The 25,979-nt window shown below is 43.6% G+C and carries 19 protein-coding genes and 2 pseudogenes; 8 read left to right on the top strand and 13 right to left on the bottom strand.

Translation table 11 applies throughout. The features are described 5' to 3' along the window. Positions 1-142: 142 nt before the first annotated feature. Complete coding sequence (locus tag ITG10_RS21360; RefSeq protein ID WP_017631708.1) at positions 143-1,318, bottom strand: MFS transporter; 1,176 nt, start codon at positions 1,316-1,318, stop codon at positions 143-145. 226 nt (positions 1,319-1,544) lie between these two features. On the opposite strand from ITG10_RS21360, the gene ITG10_RS21355 reads away from it, so the two are divergent. After that, entirely contained in the window at positions 1,545-2,435 is an 891-nt protein-coding gene (locus ITG10_RS21355) for a LysR family transcriptional regulator (protein ID WP_017631709.1), read from the top strand. A 94-nt stretch (positions 2,436-2,529) separates the two neighbouring features. Here the strand turns inward: ITG10_RS21355 and ITG10_RS21350 are convergent, their stop codons facing one another. Together ITG10_RS21350 and ITG10_RS21345 are read right to left on the bottom strand one after the other, a co-directional pair. Continuing rightward, positions 2,530-7,455 carry a transporter substrate-binding domain-containing protein gene (locus ITG10_RS21350; RefSeq protein WP_248387156.1) on the bottom strand — a complete coding sequence of 1,642 codons (4,926 nt, stop codon included), beginning with the start codon at positions 7,453-7,455 and terminating at the stop codon, positions 2,530-2,532. Between the two features lie 61 nt (positions 7,456-7,516). After that, positions 7,517-8,542, bottom strand: a complete 1,026-nt coding sequence (locus ITG10_RS21345) for a two-component system response regulator (RefSeq protein ID WP_017631710.1) — start codon at positions 8,540-8,542, stop codon at positions 7,517-7,519. A 561-nt stretch (positions 8,543-9,103) separates the two neighbouring features. On the opposite strand from ITG10_RS21345, the gene pstS reads away from it, so the two are divergent. From pstS to pstB, 4 genes are all read left to right on the top strand, one after another. After that, entirely contained in the window at positions 9,104-10,150 is a 1,047-nt protein-coding gene (gene pstS, locus ITG10_RS21340; protein WP_017631711.1) for a phosphate ABC transporter substrate-binding protein PstS, read from the top strand. A gap of 159 nt (positions 10,151-10,309) precedes the next feature. Further along, positions 10,310-11,230, top strand: a complete 921-nt coding sequence (gene pstC / locus ITG10_RS21335) for a phosphate ABC transporter permease subunit PstC (protein WP_017631712.1) — start codon at positions 10,310-10,312, stop codon at positions 11,228-11,230. After that, positions 11,227-12,063, top strand: a complete 837-nt coding sequence (pstA, locus tag ITG10_RS21330; protein ID WP_017631713.1) for a phosphate ABC transporter permease PstA — start codon at positions 11,227-11,229, stop codon at positions 12,061-12,063. Before pstC ends, pstA begins: the two co-directional genes overlap by 4 nt. 89 nt (positions 12,064-12,152) lie before the next feature. Beyond that, positions 12,153-12,911 (top strand): phosphate ABC transporter ATP-binding protein PstB, encoded by a 759-nt coding sequence (pstB, locus tag ITG10_RS21325; protein ID WP_241430347.1) that lies wholly within the window; start codon positions 12,153-12,155, stop codon positions 12,909-12,911. A 108-nt stretch (positions 12,912-13,019) separates the two neighbouring features. On the opposite strand, the gene ITG10_RS21320 is transcribed toward pstB, so the two are convergent. The 4 genes from ITG10_RS21320 to ITG10_RS21305 all read right to left on the bottom strand — a co-directional run bounded on the left by ITG10_RS21320 (position 13,020) and on the right by ITG10_RS21305 (position 16,725). Beyond that, a complete protein-coding gene (locus ITG10_RS21320; protein ID WP_017631715.1) occupies positions 13,020-13,784 on the bottom strand; it encodes an ATP-binding cassette domain-containing protein in 765 nt (254 codons plus the stop codon). Between the two features lie 12 nt (positions 13,785-13,796). After that, positions 13,797-14,747, bottom strand: coding sequence for an iron chelate uptake ABC transporter family permease subunit (locus ITG10_RS21315; protein ID WP_017631716.1), 951 nt, complete (start codon positions 14,745-14,747; stop codon positions 13,797-13,799). Then, positions 14,740-15,693, bottom strand: a complete 954-nt coding sequence (locus ITG10_RS21310; RefSeq protein ID WP_017631717.1) for a siderophore ABC transporter permease — start codon at positions 15,691-15,693, stop codon at positions 14,740-14,742. The genes ITG10_RS21315 and ITG10_RS21310 overlap by 8 nt, the downstream gene beginning before the upstream one ends. A 96-nt stretch (positions 15,694-15,789) precedes the next feature. Continuing rightward, positions 15,790-16,725, bottom strand: a complete 936-nt coding sequence (locus tag ITG10_RS21305) for an ABC transporter substrate-binding protein (RefSeq protein WP_017631718.1) — start codon at positions 16,723-16,725, stop codon at positions 15,790-15,792. Between the two features lie 957 nt (positions 16,726-17,682). Here ITG10_RS21305 and ITG10_RS21300 point away from each other — a divergent pair. Beyond that, entirely contained in the window at positions 17,683-17,892 is a 210-nt protein-coding gene (locus tag ITG10_RS21300; RefSeq protein ID WP_017631719.1) for a hypothetical protein, read from the top strand. 230 nt (positions 17,893-18,122) lie between these two features. Here ITG10_RS21300 and ITG10_RS21295 read toward each other — a convergent pair whose 3' ends face one another. Together ITG10_RS21295 and tnpA are read right to left on the bottom strand one after the other, a co-directional pair. Beyond that, positions 18,123-18,716, bottom strand: a complete 594-nt coding sequence (locus ITG10_RS21295) for a hypothetical protein (RefSeq protein ID WP_017631720.1) — start codon at positions 18,714-18,716, stop codon at positions 18,123-18,125. A gap of 586 nt (positions 18,717-19,302) precedes the next feature. Further along, positions 19,303-19,735 (bottom strand): annotated as a pseudogene (tnpA, locus tag ITG10_RS21290) (IS200/IS605 family transposase). Positions 19,736-19,921: 186 nt separating this feature from the next. Here tnpA and ITG10_RS21285 point away from each other — a divergent pair. Next, positions 19,922-21,116, top strand: a pseudogene (locus ITG10_RS21285) (ISL3 family transposase). A 176-nt stretch (positions 21,117-21,292) separates the two neighbouring features. After that, positions 21,293-21,832: a DUF3332 domain-containing protein gene (locus ITG10_RS21280; protein ID WP_017629923.1), complete on the top strand. Its 540-nt coding sequence runs from the start codon at positions 21,293-21,295 to the stop codon at positions 21,830-21,832. 128 nt (positions 21,833-21,960) lie between these two features. Here the strand turns inward: ITG10_RS21280 and ITG10_RS21275 are convergent, their stop codons facing one another. From ITG10_RS21275 to ITG10_RS21260, 4 genes are read right to left on the bottom strand one after another with little or no spacing between them, the layout of a single operon-like run. After that, positions 21,961-22,617 carry a potassium channel family protein gene (locus ITG10_RS21275; RefSeq protein ID WP_017629922.1) on the bottom strand — a complete coding sequence of 219 codons (657 nt, stop codon included), beginning with the start codon at positions 22,615-22,617 and terminating at the stop codon, positions 21,961-21,963. Further along, positions 22,618-23,718 (bottom strand): AI-2E family transporter, encoded by a 1,101-nt coding sequence (locus ITG10_RS21270; protein WP_248387146.1) that lies wholly within the window; start codon positions 23,716-23,718, stop codon positions 22,618-22,620. 23 nt (positions 23,719-23,741) lie between these two features. Next, the gene (locus tag ITG10_RS21265; protein ID WP_026084145.1) at positions 23,742-24,761 is read right to left on the bottom strand and encodes a DUF2955 domain-containing protein; all 1,020 of its coding nucleotides are present in this window, start codon (positions 24,759-24,761) and stop codon (positions 23,742-23,744) included. Next, positions 24,751-25,872 carry an HlyD family secretion protein gene (locus tag ITG10_RS21260; RefSeq protein WP_017629920.1) on the bottom strand — a complete coding sequence of 374 codons (1,122 nt, stop codon included), beginning with the start codon at positions 25,870-25,872 and terminating at the stop codon, positions 24,751-24,753. The genes ITG10_RS21265 and ITG10_RS21260 overlap by 11 nt, the downstream gene beginning before the upstream one ends. Positions 25,873-25,979 lie beyond the last annotated feature (107 nt).

Genomic DNA, 25,979 nt, shown 5'->3' with positions numbered 1-25,979 from the left:
AGACAGCAGTTTTAAGAAAACGTCATTATTTAAGCCGTAAGCAAGAGCCCTACCGACATGGTAGGGCTTTTTATTGGTCTGTATTCCAAGGAATCGTTATTTGGTCTCAGCAATAGATATACTGATTCACACTCGATACTCGTTATACAGGCTGCTTTTGAACACGCGATTTACGCGCGCTAAAAGCGAACAACAAGATAACGGCTAACACGAAGGGTAAGACATAGATATTAAGGTTCTGCCACCCTGCTGTTGATTCTAGCCAACCAGAAAGCATCGCTGTGATAGTCACACAACCAAAGACAACAAATTCATTGAATGCTTGAGCCTTGGCTTTGTTTTGCGATTGGTAAGACTGACTAAACAAGCCTGTTGCCGCGATAAACATGAAGTTCCAACCTACACCTAGCACGACCAAAGCCGCTCTGAAGTGCCAGATAGATTCGCCATGAATGTTAATCGCGATACAGACAACAAACAGCACCCCACCCGCTAAGATCATCATTCTTGATCCAAACTTCTCGATAAGCGATCCGGTAAAGAATGCAGGCACAAACATGCCCAATACGTGCCACTCAATCACCCCCGCCGCCTTAGTAAAGTCAAAGCCACAGCCAATCATTGCCAATGGCGTTGCTGTCATCAGGATATTCATTACCGCATAAGCGACCATGGCAGCAAACACTGCGCCAATAAAGTTAGGCGCTTTCACAATCACACTGAGAGGATCGGATTTAGGCGCCTGACTATTAAAAGAGACTTTTGGGAATTGAATGGTTTGTAAGATGAGTAACGCAAGAATGTTCAATCCAATCAAAGAAGCAAAAGCACCAATGTATAAACCATCTTGCGACCATTGTTGCGACATAATCGCCAAATTAGGCCCTAATACGGCAGCAAGAACGCCACCAGCCATTGATATAGAAATCGCACGATGGCGAGCATTTTCATCGCACACCTCGATTGCAGCAAAACGATAAAGCGTGCCAAAACCTATGCCTATCCCAAGAAGGAAAGTGGCGAAACAGAACAGATAGAAGTGTTGTTGAGATAACGCGTAAGTGGCAAAACTCGCCCCTGTAATACCGACCACATTACCAATACTAAATCCTCGCTTTCTCCCTAGTTTTCCTGAAATTAAAGACGCAGGAATCGTGGCTGCCATTAAGCCTAAAAACTGCAGCGCAACAGGCAAAGTAATCATGCTGACACTGGGGGCGATCTGTTTGCCTATCAAGCCAATCACCGAAATTAGTAAGATGTTACCCGTCATCAATAAGGCCTGACACAGTGAAAGCAGCCAAACATTTCTATTCATCTTCGTTCCTAAATATGAGCACAGTTGATCAATAGACCAAAAATTCAACAAAGTCGCAACACTTTGTTACTCATAGCAACTCTACAAAGCGGGCAATAGACCAATATAAGTGTTACCACCATATGACTTTGATTAGCGTTATTTAAAACGCTAGAGTTGAAATTATCATTACTTAAGATAATAATAATTTTCTGTTATTTATAGGCTTTAGCATTTGAAGGTGAGTATGATTAATCCACTTTGGCTCAATACGTTTAAGACTCTGGTTGAAGTGGGTCATTTCACCCAAACCGCAGAAAAGTTGTATATGACACAACCTGGAGTCAGCCAACACATCAAGAAGCTTGAACAAGCTTGTAACTGTGACCTACTCTCTCGAGAAAATAAGAGCTTCGAGCTGACCGAACAAGGTCGGATTATGTATCGCTATGCGCTCAAGCTTGAGAAAGACCAAGAAGATCTTTTTGAGTCTCTGAGTTTTGACAACCCTTATGCTGGACAATGTCACTTATCTTGCTCTGGTTCACTCTCTTTACGTCTGTATCCCAAGCTTCTCGCACTTCAACAGCAACACCAAGAACTCTGCATTAACTTAGAAGCCGCTCCAAACAAAAAGATATTGAATGACCTAATTGAAGGCACAACCGATATCGGCATTGTTAGGCATTCCCCGAACGACAGTTACTACCAAAGCCAAGTGATAGGCAAAGAAGCCTTGTGTCTTATTGTCCATCACAGCCTTGCTGATCTAGAAATTACCCCACAAGTTCTGCACGAGATTGGCCTGATCGCTCACCCAGATTCTGCACACTATCTGTCTTTGTATTTCGACCTTTGCGGAGATAAAGACTTAGCGAACATTAACGTTAATGAAATACCAAGATCTGGCTACGTCAATCAGCTTCACCAGATCTTGTTGCCAGTATCAAAAGGGTTAGGCTTTACTGTATTACCAGCTGGCGCGGTTGAACACTTCCCTGAAAGAGACAAGCTACACGTTGTGCCACCAAAGGTAGAAGTTGAAGAAACGCTGTATTTGGTTCAAAAACGAAACCGAAAACTTCCGCACCGATACGATACGGTTGTTGAACTAATCAAACAGAACGTGAGTGGTTAGCTCGGTATAGATAGATTTAAAGCCTTTAGCTAACTCGTTATTTCGCTGTACGAGCTAAAGGCTTTAATGTTGAAGTGATATTTATAAAAGACAGCTACTCAGAAGCGCCGAGCCTGTCTTTGGCTCGTTCAAAGTCGTAATTATCTAACACACTTCGAACATCTTTGAGAACCGCAGAATGTGGATACTGCACCAGTAACTCAGTCACGTATTGAGTTGCATCGTTATCATAAGCATCCAGCAGAGATAACAACTGAGCCCGCTGTTCTTGAGTGATGCTTAGTGAGTCAGATGTATCAGCTATACTCGCATCAGCTTCTTCAGTCCCTGTAGCATTAGATCCTGAAGCACCAGACACATCAAAGTTACTCTCAACCGCTTTAATCAGTTCGATTAACCCAAGCTCACCTTGTTTAAGATCCTCTTCACCACACGTCTTGTTATGAGCCTTGTGTTCTAAATCGCTGAGTAGTTCGGCCAATCGCAATCCCCCAATCGAAGCCGCCATGCTTTTCAGCGTATGCAGATTTCGTTCTAACGTCACCCATTCAAGTTGCGTTAGGTTATCGAACGTTTCTGCCATAATCTCAGGCGCACCTTGGCAGAACCTATTCAGCACCCTGTCCTGTAATTCAACGTCATGATTGGTGAGCTGTTCAAACCGAAGCTTAGAAAAAATAGGCGAACTTGCGCTACTAGAGCCTAACTCAACCTCTTGGCTTTGGTTCGAATTATCTGTCTGCTGTGATTTAGCAGCTGCATTGGCTGCTAATTTCCCTTCAACCAGTAACTCAGGAACAATGTATTTAGAAATCAAAGAGGTCGCTTTATCAATAATGATCGGCTTATCCAAGAAGTCCGTGACACCCGCCTCCCTTGCTCTTTGTTTGGCATCAGCAAACACGTTGGCCGACATTGCAATAATAGGCACTTCTTTATTAAACTCGCGAATCAAACTTGTCGCTTCAAAGCCATCCATAATCGGCATTTGAAGATCCATAAAGATCATCTCGTAATCATTGTTACGAGCCATCTCTAACCCTTCTCGACCGTTCTGTGCAAGGTCAGCATCTAACTTAGAATTACTGAAGAAAGCCAAAGCAAGGTCTTGGTTGAGTTCATTGTCTTCAACCAGAAGTACCTTTTGCCCTTTGAACTCTATCTGATAATCCAACTGCAGCTCTTGGGCTTTAAACTGCGTTAACTCTTCATGAGTCGCTCTAGGTAATGTCAGCTCGAAAGAGAACTCACTGCCTTGTCCTAGCACACTCTCAACCGTTATTTTGCTTCCCATCGCGTGAACCAATTTCTGGCTGATGTTAAGCCCTAACCCAGTACCGCCAAATCGACGTGTTGTAGTGGTATCCGCTTGGCTAAACGCTTCAAACAGCTTGTGTAGGTTCTCATCTGAGATACCAATACCGGTGTCTGTCACACTCACCTTCATGGTCAAACTGTCTTCGTTTGATCTGACATGAGACACAGTTAACGCCACGCTGCCTTTTGCCGTAAACTTAATCGCATTGCCAATAAGATTGAGCACAACTTGGAACAGCCTGAGTGGATCGCCTCGAAGGGGTGTGTCTAACTCGGGGTCTATCGATATCGACAAGCTTAGTTGTTTCTCTGCTGCCTTCGAGTCCATCAACTCAATCACATCGTGGAAAGTTGTCAGAGAGTTGAATGGGATATTGTCGATAAAGAGCTGACCTGCTTCAATCTTAGAAAAATCGAGAATGTCATTGATGATGCTTAACAGTGAGTGACCTGAGCGGTGAACCTTTTCAACATAGGTTCTTGCTACTGGGTTAACGATCTCTCCCATCGCCAGATAAGACAGGCCGATAATCGCGTTCATTGGCGTTCTAATTTCATGGCTCATGTTAGCCAAGAATTCCGATTTCGCTTGGCTTGCGAGATCCGCTCTCTCCTTCTCCTCGGCCAACTGCTCGTTGAGATACTTCATTTCCGAGATATCGAACGCCCAAAACAGTGTGGCGATCTCGCCATCAAGTTCAAACAGGTAGTAACTCACGAGCGCCACAAAGCGGGTGCCATCTGACTTTCTAAGCACTAACTCTCGGTTTTCCACCTTGCCGTTGAGTTTAAGCTCCTTGTGTACCTCTTCACGTACCGTTAACGAGTCATGAATCGCTGCCACATCAATATCATCAAGCTCTTCGCCTTCTACGACGAACAAGCGCTTTGCTGTGTCGTTGGCATAACGAACCTGCTCCTCAAATACCACCGCAGCGGCAATCGGAGAGCTATTGAGCATATTGTAGAGTTGATTCTGAGCCTTTTTGAGCGCTTCAGTCGCTTCATTAGCAATACTGATCTGCTTCGCTAATTTACGGTTCCAGAAAATAATAAGCAGAAGGATGACCAGCGAGAAAACCGAAATGGTGTAAACCAATTGGTAGTCGACCCTTTCTATCGCTTTAGGTGCCGCCCACTTTGCTGAGATCTTCTGATGTTCTTCTGCGGAAATATTGGTAATTGCCTTATCCAAAATTGAATAGAGCAAATGTTCTGACTTGGTCACATGTAAGGTCGGAGAAAGGAAAAAGTCCAGTCGCCCGATAATACCCACCTCTCGGTGTCCGTATGAATCGATAAGATAGTTGAGAACATCGACGGTATCGATCATGCCATCCAAGCTCTTATCATCCAGCATGGTAAGGCCTGTTGCGGTCGAGTCGACCAACACCCAGTCAACATTCGGATATTTATCGACAATCGCATCAGTGTTGGCGGCATTCCTAAGAATACCGATTTTCCACCCCGTCGCTTCCTCAAGCACTAAGCTACTCACGTCTCGTCTTGATGCGAGAGCCAAACGGCTTGAAAAGAAGCTCTTAACGGGTTTTACATTATCCCCCAACGAGCGATTCTCTTGAGCTGCAGAGACGACATCGACTTCATGATGATCCACCAAGCTTCGAGTCTCTGACCAATTCGCCACATCAACATGGTGAATCCTCAACCCTGTTTTCTGCTCGACCAAGGTTAAGTAGTCATCAATCATCCCGATATATTCATCCTTACTAGACAAGGCTTCATAAGGTAATGAATTGGGGTCGATACCTACTTTTAGTTCGGGATGGTTCTTGATCCATTGACGCTCTTTTTGGCTGAGATTTAGAAGCTCACCAGTCAAGTTGTTTGATTGATAGACACCGGCGATATAACGCTGTGCTCCTTCTCCAAACGATTCAAATTGTTCAATGGAAGGGAAATATACATAATTCCTTTCAACCGAATTTACATCAAAATAAAACGTCATGAAGCCCGCATTAATACTGCCTGTTTGCGTTTTATAGCCAGCACCTTTAGTGACAGATGAGAATGTGGACGTATTTTTTTTACTTAATGAAGAATCTAGCTCTTCGCCTAAATACCAAGATTCAATAGGTCTTTTGTTGTTATCCGCTTGTGCAGAAATCACCCTAAAAGTATGTTCAGCATCGAATATATCGAAGATCCTAGGGAGTTCTTCAAAGCGGTCATTCACAATAAAATAAGCCGATATTTGAGCGATAATGTCGGCCTTTCTCAGCACGGCTGTAAGATCATTCTTAACTTGATTTTCAAGTATTTTCTGAAACTCGTCATCAGTTTGCTTTAGATACTTAATCGCTTCATTGAAGCTGTCTCTTAGCTTAGCTACTCTAAAATCAACATAAATCGGATAGTCGACTTTAAAATCTTCATGTAGTTCGATTTCACGCATCTCAATGAAACGGGTATTCGTGACAAACCACCTCAGTACTCGTTTCTCAACCATTAATAAATCGACGTTTTGTGCGCGTAATTGTGAAAACGCCGATTCAAGGCTCTCATAATCTTCAACACGATCGATATCTAACTTGTCTCTAAGCGTTTCAACGGATTTTTTTATTGGTGAGGTGTCATCAAATAAAAGCGCGCCTACTGAAAGATCTGTCTGAGATTGAAGTTTGAGCTTGCGTCGCACCAGCGACACAGGAACGAACTCGACATCGAGTACGCTATCACTTAAAAAGTGCGCTTCAGGATCATCAAACTGAACACCAGAAACAAACGATATTGAGTTGTTGTTATCGATGGCTTTTCTGGCTGCACTAGGAGGCAAAGTGACAACGTCACCCAATTTATAGCCCATATCGTTCAGTGCACGTTGGATAATGTCGTGTTCGAGGCCTACTGCTGTACTGTCTGGGTACATATACGGAGGATTACCAAAGCCAAATACGCCCTTTAGCGGCACTCGATAAGGCGAACTGTCTAACCACTTTGATAAAATCTTATTCTTTTTGTCGATATCGAAGGTCGCTACCTGCTTGTTGAGTAGCGTCAGTAGCTCTTCCTCATCCGTTCGAACGACCATTGATGCTTCAAGTCTTTTCCAGTGCTCAAGCACGTAATTGATCGTTAAGTCATGAACACCAATATTTTTCGCAAGATCCATGGTCGTAATGGGTTCACCAACAATCCCGTCGACGTCTCCTTCACCTAGGGCGCGCACCGCATCAATAACGTTATCAAAATCGACTCTTTCAATAGAATTCAATTGAACGCCTGCTTTCTGTAAGTCGATGTTCTCATTAACCATCGCTATGCGGCGTTTGTGGGTTTGGTCTAAGTTAGTATCGATGACGTTGTCGATAGGCACAATCACAGCCACTTGATACGGAACATAAGGGGCACTTGCTAAAAAGCGGCCACCTTCGCTTGGATCAAACTGTTGAAAAGGGAACACATCACCTCGCCCATCGAGTAGTGCGGCTTTTGCTTCTACACGTGAATTAACGCTGATGAAGCGAGCATGGACACCGAATCTGTCTTCAAGATCTATTGCCCAATCTTTGATGATGCCAGACACTCTTCCATCATCATCGATGAATGAGTAAGGATAATGGTTAGCCAGTGCGATGAAAGTGATCGTGGGTTTGTTGTCGAGCCAGCGATTTAACTGCGCGTCTGTCACTTCGGCGGCGTTAACACTCCCGTTGAAGCATAGCCCCGCCAATAACCACATCGTAAATAAAACGACTCTGTTTTTTAACTCCAACACGAATGCACAACGTCTAGTGAAGAGATTAATCATCTTTGAATTTTTCTTTAATAGCTAAAATCTGAGGTAAGTTTTCAAACAACAGTTCTACGATTTTCGGGTCAAAATGTTTGCCTTTCTGATCTTCAAACAAACTCAACGCCTCATCGACACTCCACGCCTTTTTGTAAGGTCTTTCTGCGGTGAGAGCATCAAATACATCTGCAACCGCTGCGATACGACCGACTAAAGGAATATCTTCGCCTGCTATCTGATTTGGGTAACCACTGCCGTCCCACTTTTCATGGTGATATTGCGCGACTTGAATGGCCATTTGCATTAATTTGGAATCACTCTGCCTGCCAAGTATCTCGACACCGAATTCAACGTGTTTCTGCATAATCGTCCATTCGTCGGCATCCAACTTGCCCGGCTTAAGTAACACGCTATCAGGAATACCAATCTTACCAATATCGTGCATCGGCGCAGCATCGCGCAAAGTTTCTGCGTCTTCGTCTGTCATGCCCAAGGCTTTGGCTAATATTTCGCAATAATGGCTCATACGCATAACGTGCATGCCCGTCTCATTGTCTTTGAATTCAGCCGCCCTGCCCAAGATATTCAGAGTCTCTAACTTGCCAAGATTGATCTCTCGGGTTTTCTCTTTGACTTGGCTGAACAAGGCGCGTTGTTGGTCATACAACGCAATATGGGTCTTCACACGTTGAAGAGCGATTTCAGGGGTAATAGGTTTGGTTAAATAATCAACAGCACCTAAAGACAGCCCTTTCACTTCGGCTTCAGGATCCATTTTGGCAGTAACAAATATAATCGGTATATGCGCGGTATTCGGCTGAGCTTTTAGCTGACTGCATACCTCGTAGCCGTCGATGTCGGGCATCATGATATCGAGAAGGATTAGGTCAGGCTGTGGCACCATCTTCGCTATCTTGATGCCAATGGTACCGTTAATGGCTACCTTTACTTGGTAGGTATCTTTGAGTATTGCAGTTAACACATCCAAGTTACTTGGCGTGTCATCTACTACTAACACTATTGGTTTACGACTCATTGATGCCTCGTATAAAAATCAAACAGTTATAATCATAGTGTAGATGGCTTTTCGCACCACTCAACATGAAAATGACAAATGATTGTTAAAAATGAAGAGTAGATCTTCGAGTGACATCAAACTAACGGTGAGCTCATATGCATGTCAGAAACTCGGCGGACAATGTTTGAACAATTCACAGTTAGGTTCAATTGTTCACCCTGTATGCAACTCACCTTAGAGCAACAGAATAGTTAAGGAGCACCCCTTGAATACGTGGCGTACGTTAACCCTTATTTGATGAACATGGCTGCATTCGTCAAATCAAAATCGGCTTAATTCTGTGAAGTTTTCTTATCAGAATAAACGCATTCAGATAAACCTTTTCTATTTATTTCCATTTGAAATTCGGTTTAATAAAACTGAAATATTCAATTAATAGTCTCCAGTTCGACAACTTAATAAGTCTAGTCATATTTTACTGAGCTTGAATAATCACAAATGTTTTACTTGAACACTAAAACCCCTTTATTCAAACACCGAAATTATTCGAACGAATAATAGATTAACTGGAGATATACCGTGAAATTGATTAAATCTACACTATTGTCGTCTTTATTGGTTGCGGCAACTTTCAACGTTTCTGCGAACACGACGATCAATGGTGCAGGTGCTACCTTCCCTCATCCAATCTACGCAAAGTGGGCTGAGCAATACCAACAAGCAACTGGTATTCAAATCAACTACCAAGCGATTGGTTCGGGCGGTGGCATTCGTCAAATCACAGCTAAAACCGTTGATTTCGGTGCAACAGATGCACCACTAACAATTGATGAACTCAACAAGGAAGAGATGATTCAGTTCCCAATGGTGATGGGCGCAATCGTACCGGTTGTAAACATCCCTGGCATTGAAGCAGGTGAAATGAAACTAACAGGTGAAGTCCTCGCGGATATTTACCTTGGCAAAATTGACAATTGGAACAGTGAAGAAATCGCTGCGTTAAACAGTGATCTTAACCTTCCTTCTCAACCAATTTACGTTGTCCACCGTTCAGATGGTTCTGGCACGACTTTCAACTTTACTGAGTACCTTGCTCAGGTAAACGAAGATTGGAAAAACCAAGTAGGCGTTGGTAAAGACATCACTTGGCCGCGTCAGGCAACAACCATCGGCGGTAATGGTAATGCTGGTGTTGCTAACTTCGTGAGCCGCACTCGTGGCGCGATCGGCTACGTAGAGTATGCATTCGCGAAGCAAAACGACCTTACTCATACACAAATGGACAGTGCAGAAGGTAAATTCTTGCAACCAACGATGGAGACGTTCCAATCTGCGGCTGCAAATGGTGACTGGGCAAGCGCTCCTGGCTACCACCTACTCCTGAACAACCAATCAGGTGCTGATTCTTGGCCAATGACGGCAGCAACTTTTATCTTGATGCATAAAGATCAAAAAGACGCTGCCAAAGCTCAAGAGATCATTAACTTCTTCAACTGGAGTTATGAGAATGGCGCCGGTGCGGCGGAAGAGTTGGATTACATTCCAATGCCTAAAGCCGTGACTAAAATGGTGAATGACACTTGGTCGCAAGAGCTAACTACCGATGGCAAAGCCATTCTTAATTAATCGATGAATTCGTTCATTGAAACTAATATCAACTTTTAATTGAGACCCAATACCGCCAGTTGTGATTTTTATTGAATACATCTTCTTTGAAATAGCTTCTTTAGAAGAGCATCTTATGAATAGCTGCTGGCGGTATTTATCTTACCTATGAATAAAATAATGACTATTAAAAGACTAGATGGTGATTCAATTTTTGAAAAATTGAGTTTCACTTCCTCTATTCTTATTTTTATTGCACTAACTGGCATTATCATTTCTTTAATTGATGGCGGTTGGAAAGCATTTTCTGAATTTGGTCCTGGCTTTGTTTTCAACAATGTCTGGGATCCTATTAACAGTAACTTTGGCGCTGCTTCTGCGATTTACGGCACACTAATTACTTCCTTCATCGCAATATGTATAGCGGTTCCTGTTGCCTTAGGCACTGCAATCTTTTTAGCTGAATTAGCACCCAAGTGGATCAGCAGCCCTGTTAGCAAGGCTATTGAACTGCTAGCAGCAATTCCAAGCATCATCTACGGCATGTGGGGCTTGTTTGTTTTTGTTCCTTGGTTCTCTGAAGGCTTCAAGATGTGGGCGCTAACCAACTTATCAGACATCCCTATTCTTGGTACTTGGTTTAGCGGTCCGCCAATCGGCATCGGCCTACTGAGTGCTGGCATCATCTTATCGTTCATGATCTTACCTATCATGACGGCACTAACCCGTGACGCACTTCGCTCAATACCCGATGTTCTACGAGAAGCGGCTTACGGTGTTGGCGCTACGCCCTTTGAAGTGATCACTAAAGTGTTACTTCCTAAAGTAAAAAGCGCCGTAGCCAGTGCAGGCATTCTAGGTTTAGGACGTGCTCTTGGTGAAACCATGGCAGTGGCATTTGTTATCGGTGGTGCAAACCGAATCGAGACCTCACTGTTTATGCCTGCGAGCTCTATTTCGTCGACTATTGCTCAGCAATTTAATGAAGCGACCAATGAAGTTCACATCTCTTCGTTAATCGCACTTGGGCTAGTGTTATTTGCGATCACTTTCGTTGTTATGGGCGCTGCCCGTTACCTGTTGAAAAGAGGTAAAGCATGAACCTGAGAAAGTTTAAGAATGGCCTGTTCTACGCATTTTGTATTGCTGCAACTGCAACGGGGCTTATTGTGCTATCCAGTATTCTTTACCCCCTCATCGGTGAAGGAATCAAAGGCCTGAAATGGAGCCTCTTCACTGAGCTAACCCCAGCTCCAGGCAGCGAAGGCGGCCTAAAGAACGCGATTTACGGTAGCTTAATTCTAACTGGTATGGGCATCGCGATTGCGGCACCACTCGGTGTGCTTGCAGGTACTTGGTTATCAGAAGCACCGAAAGAGAACAAAACCGCAGAAACACTGCGTTTTCTTAACGGAATGTTGGTGAGTGCACCGTCTATTCTGGTTGGCTTGTTTATCTACGCAGTTATCGTGGTTCCAATGGGCTCTTACTCGGCATGGGCTGGCGCGATTGCATTAGCTATTCTGGCTTTGCCTGTGATCATATCTTCAACTGAAGAGATGTTACGACTGGTGCCACCAGCGCTAAAAGAGGCAGGCAGTGGTTTGGGCGCCCCTAAATGGCGAGTGATCACTAAGCTCAGCTACCGCGCTGCCGGTCCGGGCATCGTGACGGCTATTTTATTGTCTATCGCACGAATCTCAGGTGAGACCGCTCCCCTGCTTTTCACAGCGTTAAACAGCAGCTTCATGACCACAGACATGGGCGCACCCATGGCGAATTTGCCAGTGACGATTTACCAATTTGCGATGAGCCCTTATTCATCGTGGCAAGAATTAGCGTGGGCTGGTGCCCTTCTAATTACCTCATTCATTCTATTTATCAACATCCTAGCGACAAGCTTGCCTAAATACCTGAAAGCGAGAAAAGCATAATGACTGCAATGACTAACTCATTAGTAAACGACAACTCTTTCTCAAAAGGTCTTGATACCCTGTCTACCGAGGCAGCGAATGACCAAGCAATGACTTGTCGCATGCAAATTGAAGACCTGAGCTTCTTCTACAACAAGAATCTACCAGCGTCTTTAAAGAACATCACCATGCCGATTTACAACAACAAGGTAACGGCACTAATCGGTCCATCAGGTTGTGGTAAATCAACGCTATTGCGAACCATGAATCGCATCTACGATTTGTACCGCACTCAGTATGCAGAAGGCGACATCCTACTTGATGATGAAAGCATTCTAGGTTCTATCGACCTCAATGAACTTCGATCAAAGGTAGGAATGGTTTTTCAAAAGCCTACCCCTTTCCCAATGTCTATCTACGAGAACATGGCCTTTGGACTAAAACTTAAAGGTGGCTTCAATAAGGATGAAATCGATACTCAAATAGAGAAGGCGCTCAAGCGTGCACACTTATGGGAAGAAGTGAAAGACAAAATGAATGCCGACGCGATGGGTTTATCCGGCGGACAGCAACAACGTTTGTGTATCGCACGTACCATCGCCCTGCAACCTGAGGTAATCCTAATGGATGAACCGACGTCGGCACTAGACCCAATAGCGACTGCGGCGATTGAGGAGCTCATTACCGAGCTTCGTGAAAAGTACACCATCGTTATCGTGACTCACAACATGCAACAAGCGATGCGTATCTCTGACCACACTGGCTTCATGTATCTTGGCGAGTTAATCGAGTTTGGTGAAACTGAACAGATATTCAAAGCGCCGAAACACGACCGAACCCAACGTTATATTTCGGGTGACTTCGGTTAATCGAGCTTTCACTATGAAGAGGCGTTAGCAAAAGATCCGATAACTCGAAACAAAAAGAGCTCCTGATGTAGGAGCTCTTTTCACTTTTATAGTCAGATACTAATAAGTCTAACGACCTGAATAGTACATACAGATTCGAACACCATCGAACTCGCGAATCTCAAATGGGATCTCGTAGATCGATTCCATCACTGATTTTTCAACCACTTCCGAAACCTTACCCGATTTAACCACTTGGCCTTTCTTCATCGCGACAATGTTATCTGAGTAACAAGAAGCAAAGTTGATGTCGTGAATAACGATCACTACTGCTTTATTAAACTCATGCGCTAAACGACGCAGCGTCTGCATGATCTCTACAGAGTGCTTAATATCTAGGTTGTTCAGAGGCTCATCTAGGAACACATAGTCTGTATCTTGCGCCACAACCATGGCGATGAACGCCATTTGACGCTGACCGCCACTCAACTCATCAAGGTATTTGTTTTGAATATCGGTAATACCAAGGTGCTCTAACGCAGTATCAACGATCTTATGATCTTCGTCTTTTAAGCGACCTTGTGAATGTGGGAAACGACCAAAACACACCAATTCGCGAATCGTAAATCGCATATTGATGTTGTTCGACTGTCTTAATACCGCAAGGTGCTTAGCCAGCTCTTTGGTATCCCACTCAGCCAGTAACTTATCGCCAATGATCACTTCACCGGCATCACTCTCTGTTAAGCGACTCGCCATTGAAAGCAGCGTACTTTTGCCCGCACCATTTGGGCCAATAATAGAAGTCACTTCCCCTTTCGGGAACATAGCGCTGGCATCATCCACCACGAGTGATTTGCCATACTTCTTACTTAAACCTGTTAATTTAATCACTACTTACTACCTTTACTGAATTCTGGTGCGTAACAACAAGAACATAAAATACAAACCGCCGACCAAGTTAATGATCACACTCACTGTGGTTTCAAACGACATCACTTTTTCGATGAACCATTGGCCAGAAACGAGTAACACCACTGCCAATAAGCTGCTAGCAATGATAAGAGTGCGGTGCTGATAAGAGCTGAATATCTGACGAGCCAAACTCACGGTGATTAAACCAAAGAAAAGCACTGGGCCAACCAAGGCTGTAGAAACTGCCACCATTACCGACACAATCACCAAGGTAATCTGAGTCAGTCGCTTGGTGTTCACGCCTAAGCTTGTCGCGTTATCGACACCAAGCCAAAGCACATCGAGCTTAGGCGCCAACACCCATAATCCCAATAAGCTCAAACCTAACGGAGCAAGGCTGAGGTAAACCAGTTCACCTTTCACGTTATTGAAACTTGCGAACATCACATTCTGCAGCACCGCAAACTCGTTCGGATCAATCAACATCGCCAAGAAGTTAGACAAACTCGAGAATACGCTGCCACACACGATACCAATCAGCAGCAGTGTGAATACGTTGTTTCTCTTGCTCTTAAAGTAGAAGTGAAACAGAGCAAAAGAGAACAAGATCATCACAGTCACAGACATCGAGAAGTTTGCGATGGAATCAATTACCCAGAAGCTCGTACTGCCAAATACAAACAGAAGCACCGTTTGAACCAGCATGTATAAGCTATCAAAACCCAAGATGGACGGGGTTAAAATTCGATTATTAGTGATGGTTTGGAAAACCAATGACGATGCAGAGATCGCCACCGCAGCCAACACGATCGACAACAGTTTTGGTAGTCGCAAAGACAGGAAGAACTCGTAGTTATCCCACGTAAGTCCCTGCCCCACAAAAACCGCGGTCATACCCAAAGACGCGATAGCCAGAATCGCAATTTTTACTGAATCACGCATTCGACTTGTCTCTCATGATTAGGTAGATAAAAATCAAGCCACCAAAGATGCTGATTACCATTGAGATTGGAATCTCGTAAGGGAAGATGACGATTCTCGCTAACAAGTCACAAGCCAACACCAAGATCACGCCCCAGTAGGCCGTCCAAGGTAGAATCTTCTTCATGTTATCGCCCATCATCAGCGACACAACATTCGGCACGATAAGGCCAAGGAATGGAATAACACCAACAATCATCACCACAGAAGAAGCACAGATAGCGACAAGAGCCACGCCAATGAAAACGATCTTCTGGTAATTCAAACCGATGTTTTTCGCGAAGCTCTCACCGATGCTCGCCGCACCGAACTGGCTCGCGAAGTAATAAGCCAACACACAAGCAGGCACTGCGAGATAAAGAATTTCATAGCTGCCTTGCAAGACACTCGCAAAGTTCGCCATCGTCCATGCCGACATGGTTTGTACTAAGTCGTGTTTGTAGGCGATAAATGTTGTTAGCGCGGAAACCACGTTGCCATACATGATACCAATCAAAGGCACCAATACCGCATTCTTAAACTTGAGGTGTTGTAGGAAGCGAACCAATAGCATGGTGCCGAACACAGCAAACGCGAAGATGAAACCTAAGTAGCTCCATTGAGCGGCATTACCTAGCACTAGAATACCAACGATGTAACCCAACATGGCACAGTCGATCGTTCCCATCGTTGAAGGCGCGGCAAACTTGTTCTGAACGATTTGCTGCATGATCAAGCCAGAGACACTTAAACCGGCGCCGGCCAGTACAATCGCGAACAATCGAGGGATTCGACTAACAATATAAATAGAGTTGGCGTGTTGGTTGCCATTGAAGAAGTCGCTAAAACTGATTTCAGCGACCCCAATCATCAATGACGCAACGCATAACACAACAAGAAATACAGCAGCTGCAATGGGTTTCAACATAGAAATAATACTAAAGGTAGGTCTCGGATAGCCCGTATGAAAAGTGAAAAAGGGCTTATAAGAACGTTCTTATAAGCCCGAAAATCTAATTATTGGTTACTGTTGAATGGTACGTTCAATGTCACCCAACATTCTGTGAATCGCTGTCACACCGCCACCAGCTAGGTACCAAGCACTCGAGTCAAGGTAAACGATGTTGCCTTGTTGCGCTGCTGGTGTTGCTGCTACCAATGGGTTATCAAACAGTTGTGGTGCACGACCTTCTGACTTACCGATCGCTTTCTCGCGGTCTAGGATGTAAAGCACTTCAGGTTTTGCATCTGCAATGTATTCGAAAGAGATGAGGTTACCGTGTGTACCTTTAATTGGCGCTACTGTTGCACTCTTTGATTCAACGTAACCGAAGTCGTCAAAGATGATTGAGAAGCGGCTGCCTTTGTTGAACATCGCAATGTTGTTACCGTTGTTCATCAGCATCATTGCTGTGGTTTCGCCAGACGTTACTTTGTCGTTTACCGCTACAATAGAATCTTGAGTCTCTGTGATGATCGCTTCAACTTCAGCCTGCTTATCAAATAGCTGACCTAGTGCACGCCAGTTTTCTTGAGCGTCAGCCCAGTACTTGTCACCTTCAATAGAGAACATGATCGTCGGAGCAATTTGTGCCAACTTGTCGTAAACCTTAAGCATACGGTTTTCAGCGATGATCACGTCTGGCTTCAACATGTAGATAGCTTCAAAATCAGGTTCGCTCAACGAGCCAGTGTTTGCTGTCGTTTCTTTGTAAGACTCTAGGTAATCAGGCATTAAGCTATGAGGCGCGCCGACTGGCTTCACACCTATTTTGTCTAGCACATCCAAGCTACCAAAACCCAGAACGACGACTCGTTGTGGCACTTCATCAAACTGCGCTGTACCCTTTACGTGTTCAATAGTTACGGTTTCTGCTTGAGCAGTAATCATGAATGATGATGCAAGAACGATAGCAAGCCCGCTCAATAGCTGGCGAACTGAATTGATTGTTTTCTTCATGTTTCTTCCTTTGCCATTGAGACAAACCACCACTCATGACAATGAAAGTCAGATCACTCATAGGTGAGCATGGGGCCTACACAACTGCTAAATAACGATAATTTAAAGTCTGTCATTGATTTGACAACAAACTTGTAACGCAAGTGAGAATTGTTATCAATTATATTTGCAGTAATTAAGGTACACAACAACTTTATTATTCAGAAACGTAAAAGTGATTATTCATGTTTTGCCAAACCACTATCCAAAACGAACATGGCTTAACAGCATTGAAGAACAGAAAGGGTAAATAGTAATCAAATGAAGGAAGAAATGAAGGATGAGTAGGCAAGGGTGACAATTTCAAAGAGTGACATCACCATAAAGTCGCAACATACGAGCTTTGAGCCTTGAAGAGGGCGAGAAATTTACAATGTAAAACGACGATATAACAGCGAGTTAATTGCAAATAACAAAATGAGTAGGCCTAAAGTTCTTGAGGAGGACTTATGTTGGAACAGCATAGCCGGTGGGACTGCTAAAGAAAGAGTAAGTTCGCTACTCATTTCTCTCTTTAACGCTAAAATTATGGTGATATTTAAATCAAAATTATTTCAAATTAATTTTAAAATAGGGTTGTAATTCTAAAAACTAGGCGTATAGTTCGCCACCTGGCTCTAATCTATAGAGCTGTTAATGCTAAAGTAAGTCCAAGTTCCACAAAGACAGTTCTCGATTCCTCGTTACACCATCTCTGCGTCAGCTTTCACCCAGATAGTCATTCAATAGCTTCTCAATTAGATCCCACTACCGTTCTATTCGTCATTTGCTTTCTTTTTAGCGAATTCAAAATAGATCGATCACTTAAATATAAATGTAATAAACACAAGGCACAGTTATGTCACGCAGAACAACAAGACAAACCCATTGGTACCAACTATCACGCGAAAAAACAGTCAATAAACTAAAAGGTAATAAATGCTCAAGATCAAAATAGATTTACACAAAGAAGAACTTTCATGGGTCACCGAGATTCGACAGCTCAATAGCGATATACTCCACCGCCACATATTGCCCAAGCTACAACACAATAGTTATCTCATCGACTTTGAATTTAATGAAAGAGACAGCATCGGAACTATCGTTTCGCGCAACGGAAACACCCTAGGACATTTCACACTCCTATAGCATTTCCCAAAGGCGACAAAAAGAAACATCGCCTAGCTCCAAAGATATAAAAGATGTCACCCTCAATTCGCTCTAGCAGAACAAAATAGAGTAGAAGTAAAACAGATTAGAACCTAGCCCTTTTTGCATTTCACACGCGGCTAACGCTAGCTAGGTTATCGTGCTTCTATTGAAACCAACTTGTATCAAACTCTGAATCACCACTGCGTCATTATCAGTGCATTCATGGACTAATAAGTTAACGGCATCGACCTTAACTTCTGATCCAGCGTATATAAGTGTTCTGCAGCTTGCATGTGTTGAGGGTAATCACTGAACTTCTCACGATTCTCCTCATTCATCTTACATGTCTCATCCATCAGCATTAACTTCCAATACAGCTTTGTTGTATGCAGCATCGCCAGTAAAGGTTTAAACACCTCTTTCTCATAAGCTTGAATCAACTCTTCGATCAATTCGTCACGCTCGTCTTCACTTGCGATTGAACCATTGGTTGCAGCCAACACTTTCTGATATTTCAGGTTGAGTTGCAGTTTATCCATAACCGTTTGGTTATCTTCCGCCAGTTCGACCAGCTTCGATTTAATGATACTCAGCCAATTTCCTTGGCTAAGAGCTGCCTCATCGACACTCGAAAAATCTTCGCGGATTTGACGTTCAACGTCTTTTTGAGCTTTCTTTAAAACGGCACGCACCTTTTGAAAAGGCAACTGGAATTCCTTACTTAGCTCGATAATCAGTTTATGAAAACCACCATTGGGTAGGTGTAAGTTTTCTTTAAACGTCGCCATTGCGGCTTCTTGCTGTTCTGTAAGGTTGCTCATTCTCTTTCCTATTCTTTATAACTCGCGGTGCTGAACCTGAGATCATACCATTATTAGCCACGGTTTTTCGGTTACTTCAGGCGCTATCCCTAGGTAGGCGCTTAAATTCGCTCAACACATTCTCATTCGACTAATTTTTAGACCACATGGCATTAAATGGTAAGTCACGATCGGCGAATATTCGTACATTACGCACTAAGGGTATACAGCCAGACAGGAGTCTTTACTTATATATGCAAAATAACAGCGAGAAGTGAGAGAACACCATTACTTATTCAGAATACAAAGAATCCGATTTACATAAGTGCGTGAGCATTGCTGGTGAAGCAACAGTCTCAATTGCCAAGTTTGTCTTTAAAGCCACCACCCTTTTATTCCGATTTTTCCGTTGGCTTGCCGTGAAGACTTATAACTATGTCATGAAGTAACCGCTGTTATTATCACGACTCTTCCTTTCAAAACATAAAGCGCGCTCTTTTAGGTCGCGCTTTTTTTTGGTTCATCGCGGATTAGCGGGAACTAAAAGTAAATTACCACCTTCTAAAGAAGGTGGCTTTATGTGAGCCCCCTAAAAGGGGGCCTTTGTTTAGTCCAACGCCAATTGCTGCTGCTCCACGCGCTCTTTTTCTCTTGATGTCTTACATAGCGTCGAATGATTTCTTCATTAACCCCTACGCTATCGACAAAATAGCCCCTTTGCCAAAAGTGGTTACCCCAGAGTTTGTTTCTCCTTAAATATGGAAATTTACTAAAGAGTTTTAAAGCTATTTTGCCTTTCAATACGCCCATCAACTTGGATATCGATAACTTAGGCGGAACTTTTACTACCAAGTGCACGTGGTCAACTTGAACGTTTAATTCAACGACTTCACATCCAAGTTGATTACAGTAAACGTTTATACATCGATAAACTTCTTTACCTACATTGTTTTTCAAAATCCTAAATCGATACTTTGGTGTCCACACTATGTGATATTGACATCTCAAAATACGTGGGAAGCTTGATTATATCTGCTCATGTTATTTGTCCTCTTTGACTTCGCTAAAAATCAAGGGAGCATTTAACATGGGTAGAACTACAGGCAAAGCCAAACTGAATGATAACCACCTACTGAAGTAGGTGGTTTAGGGTTGAAAACAAAAAAACGGTAGTAAGTGATATGGTTTAGTCGCCAAACAAAAATCATACACAAACTACCGTTTTCATGCCGAATCATACTTTCCTATCTTCATTCTGGGAAGGCTTTAAAATAGTAAAGTCTCACCAGACAGCATCACTTGTTACACTAACTCTTAAACCTAATTCTGAGGCTAAATGCCTTTGCGGTCTTGAAGCTGAGGCTATCCATGAGTATCAATGGCGTCATGTGAAAGAGGCCATGTTGTTCAATGTTCCTGTTGAGCTTTCCGTTCAAACTCGAAGGATCAAGTGTCGTGACTGCGGCATAAAAACAGAGTTTCTATCTTGGTTAGAGCCTTATGCTCGTATAACGACGCGTCTAAAAAGCTATATAGAACAACTACTGCCTCTTCTTCCCATTAAGCATATCTCCCAGTTAACGAGCGTTCATTGGCACACCATTAAAGAGATAGATAAACGTCGACTTCGCCAAGTGGTACCGTCAGTGAAATGGGAAGGGCTAAGGCAACTCGTCATGGACGAGTTCGCCATCTTTAAAGGGCACCGATATGCCACAGTCATCGCTGATGCTAAGACTCACCAAGTCATTTGGATAGGGTTAGGTCGTAGCCGCAAGGACATACGACCGTTTTTCGAGCAGTTAGGCAAGCATGGTAACAATATCGAAGCGGTCGCAATGGACATGAATACGGCTTTTGACCTTGAAGTTCAAGCGCACTGCCCGAATGCAAAAATCGTTTACGACTTATTCCATGTTGTTGCTAGGTTTCGGTCGTGAGGTGATGGATAGAGTCAGAGTCGACCAAGCTAACAAACTCAAGCAGGATAAAAAAGCGAGGCAATGGGTGAAGCGCTCACGCTGGGTACTGCTGAAAAACAGAGGTAATTTAAATGCACGACAAGATAGCTATCTTACTGAAATATTGAATATCAATAAGGACTTGATGGCCACTTATATACTCGGCTCACAACTCAAAGAGCTTTGGTACTGTAAATCAGAAGCACATGCTAAGGGGCTCTGGGAGGTATGGTGGGCACAAGTGCAAGAGAGTGGAATTAAGCCATTGAAAGAGTTTGCACGAAAACTGAGGCCTTATCTTCACGGTATTATTGCATCGGCAACTTATCCGCTCAACACCTGCACATTGGAAGGGATAAACAACAAAATAAAGTTAATCAAGCGAATGGGGTATGGATATCGAGATACAGACTACTTCTTCTTGAAGATAAAAGCGGCTTTCCCCGGAAAGCCGCGATGAACCTTTTTTTATGCCTGTATTTTCCGTAGTTAAGTTTCCCATAACCAAATCTGATGCTTCAAATGCGTGACCATTTTATATCGCCAATGGCGTTAAATGGTAAAACTGACCATCGAATAAAAACCATACTACACCTGTTCCAACGAAACAGACTTCTAACTTATACAGGTACTAAAATGAAAAAGATTGCACTTAAAATTGTAGGACTAACGGTTTTGGCTTCTGCGCTAACTGGTTGTATCGGCAGTAACGCCGTAACAGGGAAAGTGATGAAATTTAACGTTGAAGTTGTCGATAACCGCTATGCTCGTGCAGGTGTAAACTTCTTATTAGCGCCTGTGTACGGTATTACTACCGCAGCCGACTACGTGGTATTCAACTCACTTGAATTCTGGACGGGTAAAAACCCAATCAGCGGTGCGCCACACGTGTTCGATACAAAAACAGACACACACTTCAAAGTTAATGATGAACTTGACCCAAGCCTAAAAGAGGCGCCTGTCGGTCCAATCTCAAACAACCGTACTATCGAGACTGATGAGATGATCAAGATTGACGAAAACACTATCCAAATGGATATCGTCTATACCAGTGGTGAAACCGCAACGCTGACTGGTATCAAAGAAGGTCAGAACGTGACTTACTACATGGACGGTCAGTTAGTGTCTCAAACGACTATCGCTGAGCTAGAGAAGATACAAGGCTCTGAGGCTTAAGGTTTTTAGCTAGTATTGAGAGTTAAGGTTCGTGCTCATATCGAGCTCAACTCAAAGCTACGTTTGACTTTTAACAGTCTGAAACAGAAGAAGCCCGACGATTGCCGGGCTTCTTTGTATCTGCTCGATTAGGACTGAGATTGCGCAAGTCGAATACTCACCAAGCTCGCTACCATAATCGCCAAGTAAAAACTGCCGATGATCGACTCCATAAACACAAAGAACTGAGCAATAGGCAAAGCAGGTGAAATGTCACCATAGCCCACAGTAGTCAGAGTAATGAAGCTGAAATACATCGCATTGAACAAGTTCGTAAGCCAAATTTGCTCTTCTAAGCCGTTAAATGCATTGGGAAAGATTTCCAAAATCAACAAGTAGATGGTCGACCAAGCAAACCCCAACAACAGATAAATACAGATAGATCCAATGATGTGATTGGGTGTGACTGTTTTCGCTTGTATCACCTGCCTTAACGCCGAGTAAATATGTGAAAACAGAAAGATGGCCAATGCAGTTAGAGTAACAATCGATAGGTTGTAGCCTTCTAAGAAAGAAAACACACCCGACACCGACGCCGTGATCAACAACAAACCATACCAAGAACGATACAAAGAACGCTCTTTATGAATGCCGACAATCGAAACCGCTAAGGTAATAATGATCAAAAATAGAATCGTTTTTTGGCCTTGCGGATAAAACTGCTGCATCACCGCACAACCAAAAAACAACACCAAAAGTGCATAGAATAAGAAGTAGAAGTTGTCGTCTTTCGAGACTGCCTTCATCTATTTCTCCTCTATCTCTGCTTTGTTTTCTTCGGCTTCTTCTTGGTTTTTATCTTCAAGCCCAAGCCACGCCATCATCAGTTCGTAGGTCAAACTCAGAATCACAGCACCAACAAACAAACCGACGATTCCTGACATCGCCATTCCGCCCAACGCACCCAATAAAATAACCAACATTGGAATATGAGAGCCGCGGCTTAGTAGCACAGGCTTCAAGATAGCGTCACTACCACTCACCAAAATACACCACACTAAGAACAAACTTGCCGCCAGAGTCGATTCAACACTGAACATGTAGATAATGGCTGGTAACAGAGCAAGAATCGGTGGAAGTTGGATGATTGCAATTAATAGTACCGCTAGCGCCCAAAACGCAGCAGCAGGCACGCCCGAAATCACCAAACCAACAGCCGACATCATAGATTGAATCACAGCAACACCGATGACACCTTGTACAACACTACGAACGGTCGATTTAGAAAGCTGTACTAGCTCTTCACCTTTGCCGTCCGTTAGGCGCGCCACCAAGTGAGTCACACCCGTTTGGCATTTATCGGCATTACTCATGAACGCACCAGCAATGATGGTTGAGATGATAAATTGCATGAAACCACCGCCCAATGAACCCAGAACTGACGCTGCTTTGGTCGCGAATATCTTCAGCTCTTCCGCATACTTGATGAACACACTTTCTATATTGGATGAAGCATGAACCAAGGCTGCATAAACTTTTTCACCAATCAACGGAATGTCTTGCAAAGATTCTTTCGGTTTAGGCAGAGACAAAGTGCCATCTTGTAGCCCTGTCATTAGATCTGATGCACTGGTGTAAATACCAGATGAAAGCGCAACCAAGGGAATCAGTAGCAACAGCACACCAATAAAGCTCAGTAATGCACTGGCTTTGCCTTTCGACATCCCGGTTTTATTTGAAATCGCCACTGCCACTGGGTATAGCGCAGTCGCAATGATCGCGCCCCACACTACCAACAGAATGAATGGGCGTAGAATTGAAAAACACCAATAGACGAGCATGGCAATGGCTGCAATTTTTATTGCGGCATCAATCGCTTGTTTTGAAAAATCATCGGTTAACTTCATGAGACGTCCTTGTTAGGGCAAAATTAGGGCTGATTTTGTAGAAACTTCCAATTCCTGGTTTCAAGGAAGAGTGAAGCCAAAATCATATAAACTCCAATTAACACTAATTGGAATATACGTATGAATGTGTTGCTGTCGATATCGCCTGAGCTCATCAATGTGCTTCCTACTAGTACCAATAAAGTACTGAATGCAGTGGCGAAAATCGGTGCTTTTTCTGGAACGGTATAGATCTTAGTAGCCATAAGGATGGCGATAAGTCCTATAAATAAAGAATAGAAGACAATATTGGGAACAATAGAAAGGATTGAAAAAGCAGCAATCGCCAACAAGCCTCCAATACCATTACTGATCACAAGAAACGCACTCAGCTTTACAGACTTTTCAGAAGTGATCATTAATGACAACAACGCGATAAACATCATGGTTAGCAAGGCTTCAGATATCTGAAAGATAAAGAAAAAGCACACCACAGGATACGAGATAATCATCGCTCTAAAGGCCGCATACCAACGTTGTTTCTTTTCGAGTGGCGCAGCCGCGAAACCTGAAAACTCCGATTTAGGCTCAGGAAAGAACACATGCACCAAAGCAAAGATCATCACCGAAACTACGCCCGATGTTGCCAAGCCAGATGCCAACAATACCGAAACACCCGGATTATCAATGGCCATGAATGGCAGCATCAACACGGCAATCAGCAGTATGGTGGCGAACAGATTCCACTTTGGATCGACAAACAAGTAGTAGCCCCACAGCATCATCAGCCCTACTAAAACCAATAGCGGGATTGGATAATGTGTAATACCACGAGACAGCAACAAACCGAGCGCCATCGTGGCAACCACCGCCAACAACAGTTCGTAGACGGTTTCTTTGTGCAGATTAGGTTTATCGATTAAGAACTTAGCGGTGAACACTGGCGCAACGAACGCAAGTGGCCAGTTAATCCACGCCGCCAAAAATACAGCCAACGTGACCCCGACGGTATACCGCAGGATCCGTTGCTGTGTTTGTTGGTCGAGTACGGGCTTATCGGACATAAGACAATACGCTAATAAATCGAATCCAAAGCTTGCCTATCGCATTGAAAACAAAGTTATCGCCGCTATAAACAATCACATCAGCCTGACCGCCTACACGTAACATGCCTTGCATGGTGTCACGCTCAAATTCGATAGTGATTGGTAGCATTTGAGTTTGGCGCAACCAGCCCGTTTGTTGGCTAGCTTGAGCAAGTTTACCCGCTTGATCGTTCTGTCCCCAATCAACACCCCAATCGATGCTGCTGACACGCCCTTTGACAATCTGACCCGGAGCAAAATCGAGCGCGACTTCCACTTCATCACCCACCGCAACGTTACCTAAGCTGTTTTCACGATAGTAAGCTTCGATCCAGATGTCTTCCGTGGATACAAACGTCATGATCGCTTGCCCTGCAGAAGCATAGAAACCTTCAGAAAGACTAAAGTTAGACACACCGCCTTGGGTTGGCGCTTTGATAACGGTACGTTCAAGGTTTAATTGAGCCTGTTCCAACGCCAATAACGCCGCCTTCACTTGGCTGTTCTCTTCACCCTCTTTACCCATCTGTTGTTTAGCACGTTCCAAATCCGCTTCAGCGTTAGTCACGCCTGCACGAGAAGTTGCTAATGCAGCTCGAGCCTCATCAGCGTCCGATTTAGACATCACGCCTTTCTCTGCCATTTCCAGCACACGCTTCGCTTGAAGCTGAGTGTTTTGTTTCTCGACCAAAGCAGAAGTTAATTTGGCTTGTGCAGAAGCGATGTTTGCAGTTTGAGCTCCAACATTTTGCCCAGCAATCTCAAGATTTTGCTCGGCTTGTTGCACCGCAATTCGATAATCAGATTCATCGAGAATCGCGAGTGTGTCACCTTGATTAACCAATTGATTCGGCTTAACTAAGATATCAAGCACTTTACCTGACACTTCAGGCTTAATAGGAACGATGTAACCCTTCACGCGGGCATTATCGGTGATGGGTATAATTCGATCAGCAACAATGCTGAACAGCAGCGTGAATGCCACAAACCCAAGCAGGTAGTTGGTTACCTTTCTTACCTTATCTTTGCCATTCTCTGGTTGGCTACTTTCTTCATTGTCGTCTTGCTTGTTCCCTTTAACTTCAGACATGGAACTCCCTTCTCAATAACTAACATCAACAAAATTAATATCTTAAAAATAAACCTGACCATGGAAAACTCAAGTAAATAGGGTTAGATTTACTAAACAAAGTGTCG

The sequence above is a fragment of the Vibrio sp. ED004 genome (assembly GCF_023206395.1).
In the GTDB taxonomy this organism is placed as follows: Bacteria; Pseudomonadota; Gammaproteobacteria; order Enterobacterales; family Vibrionaceae; genus Vibrio.
This window is presented reverse-complemented; position numbering and strand designations above follow the sequence as displayed.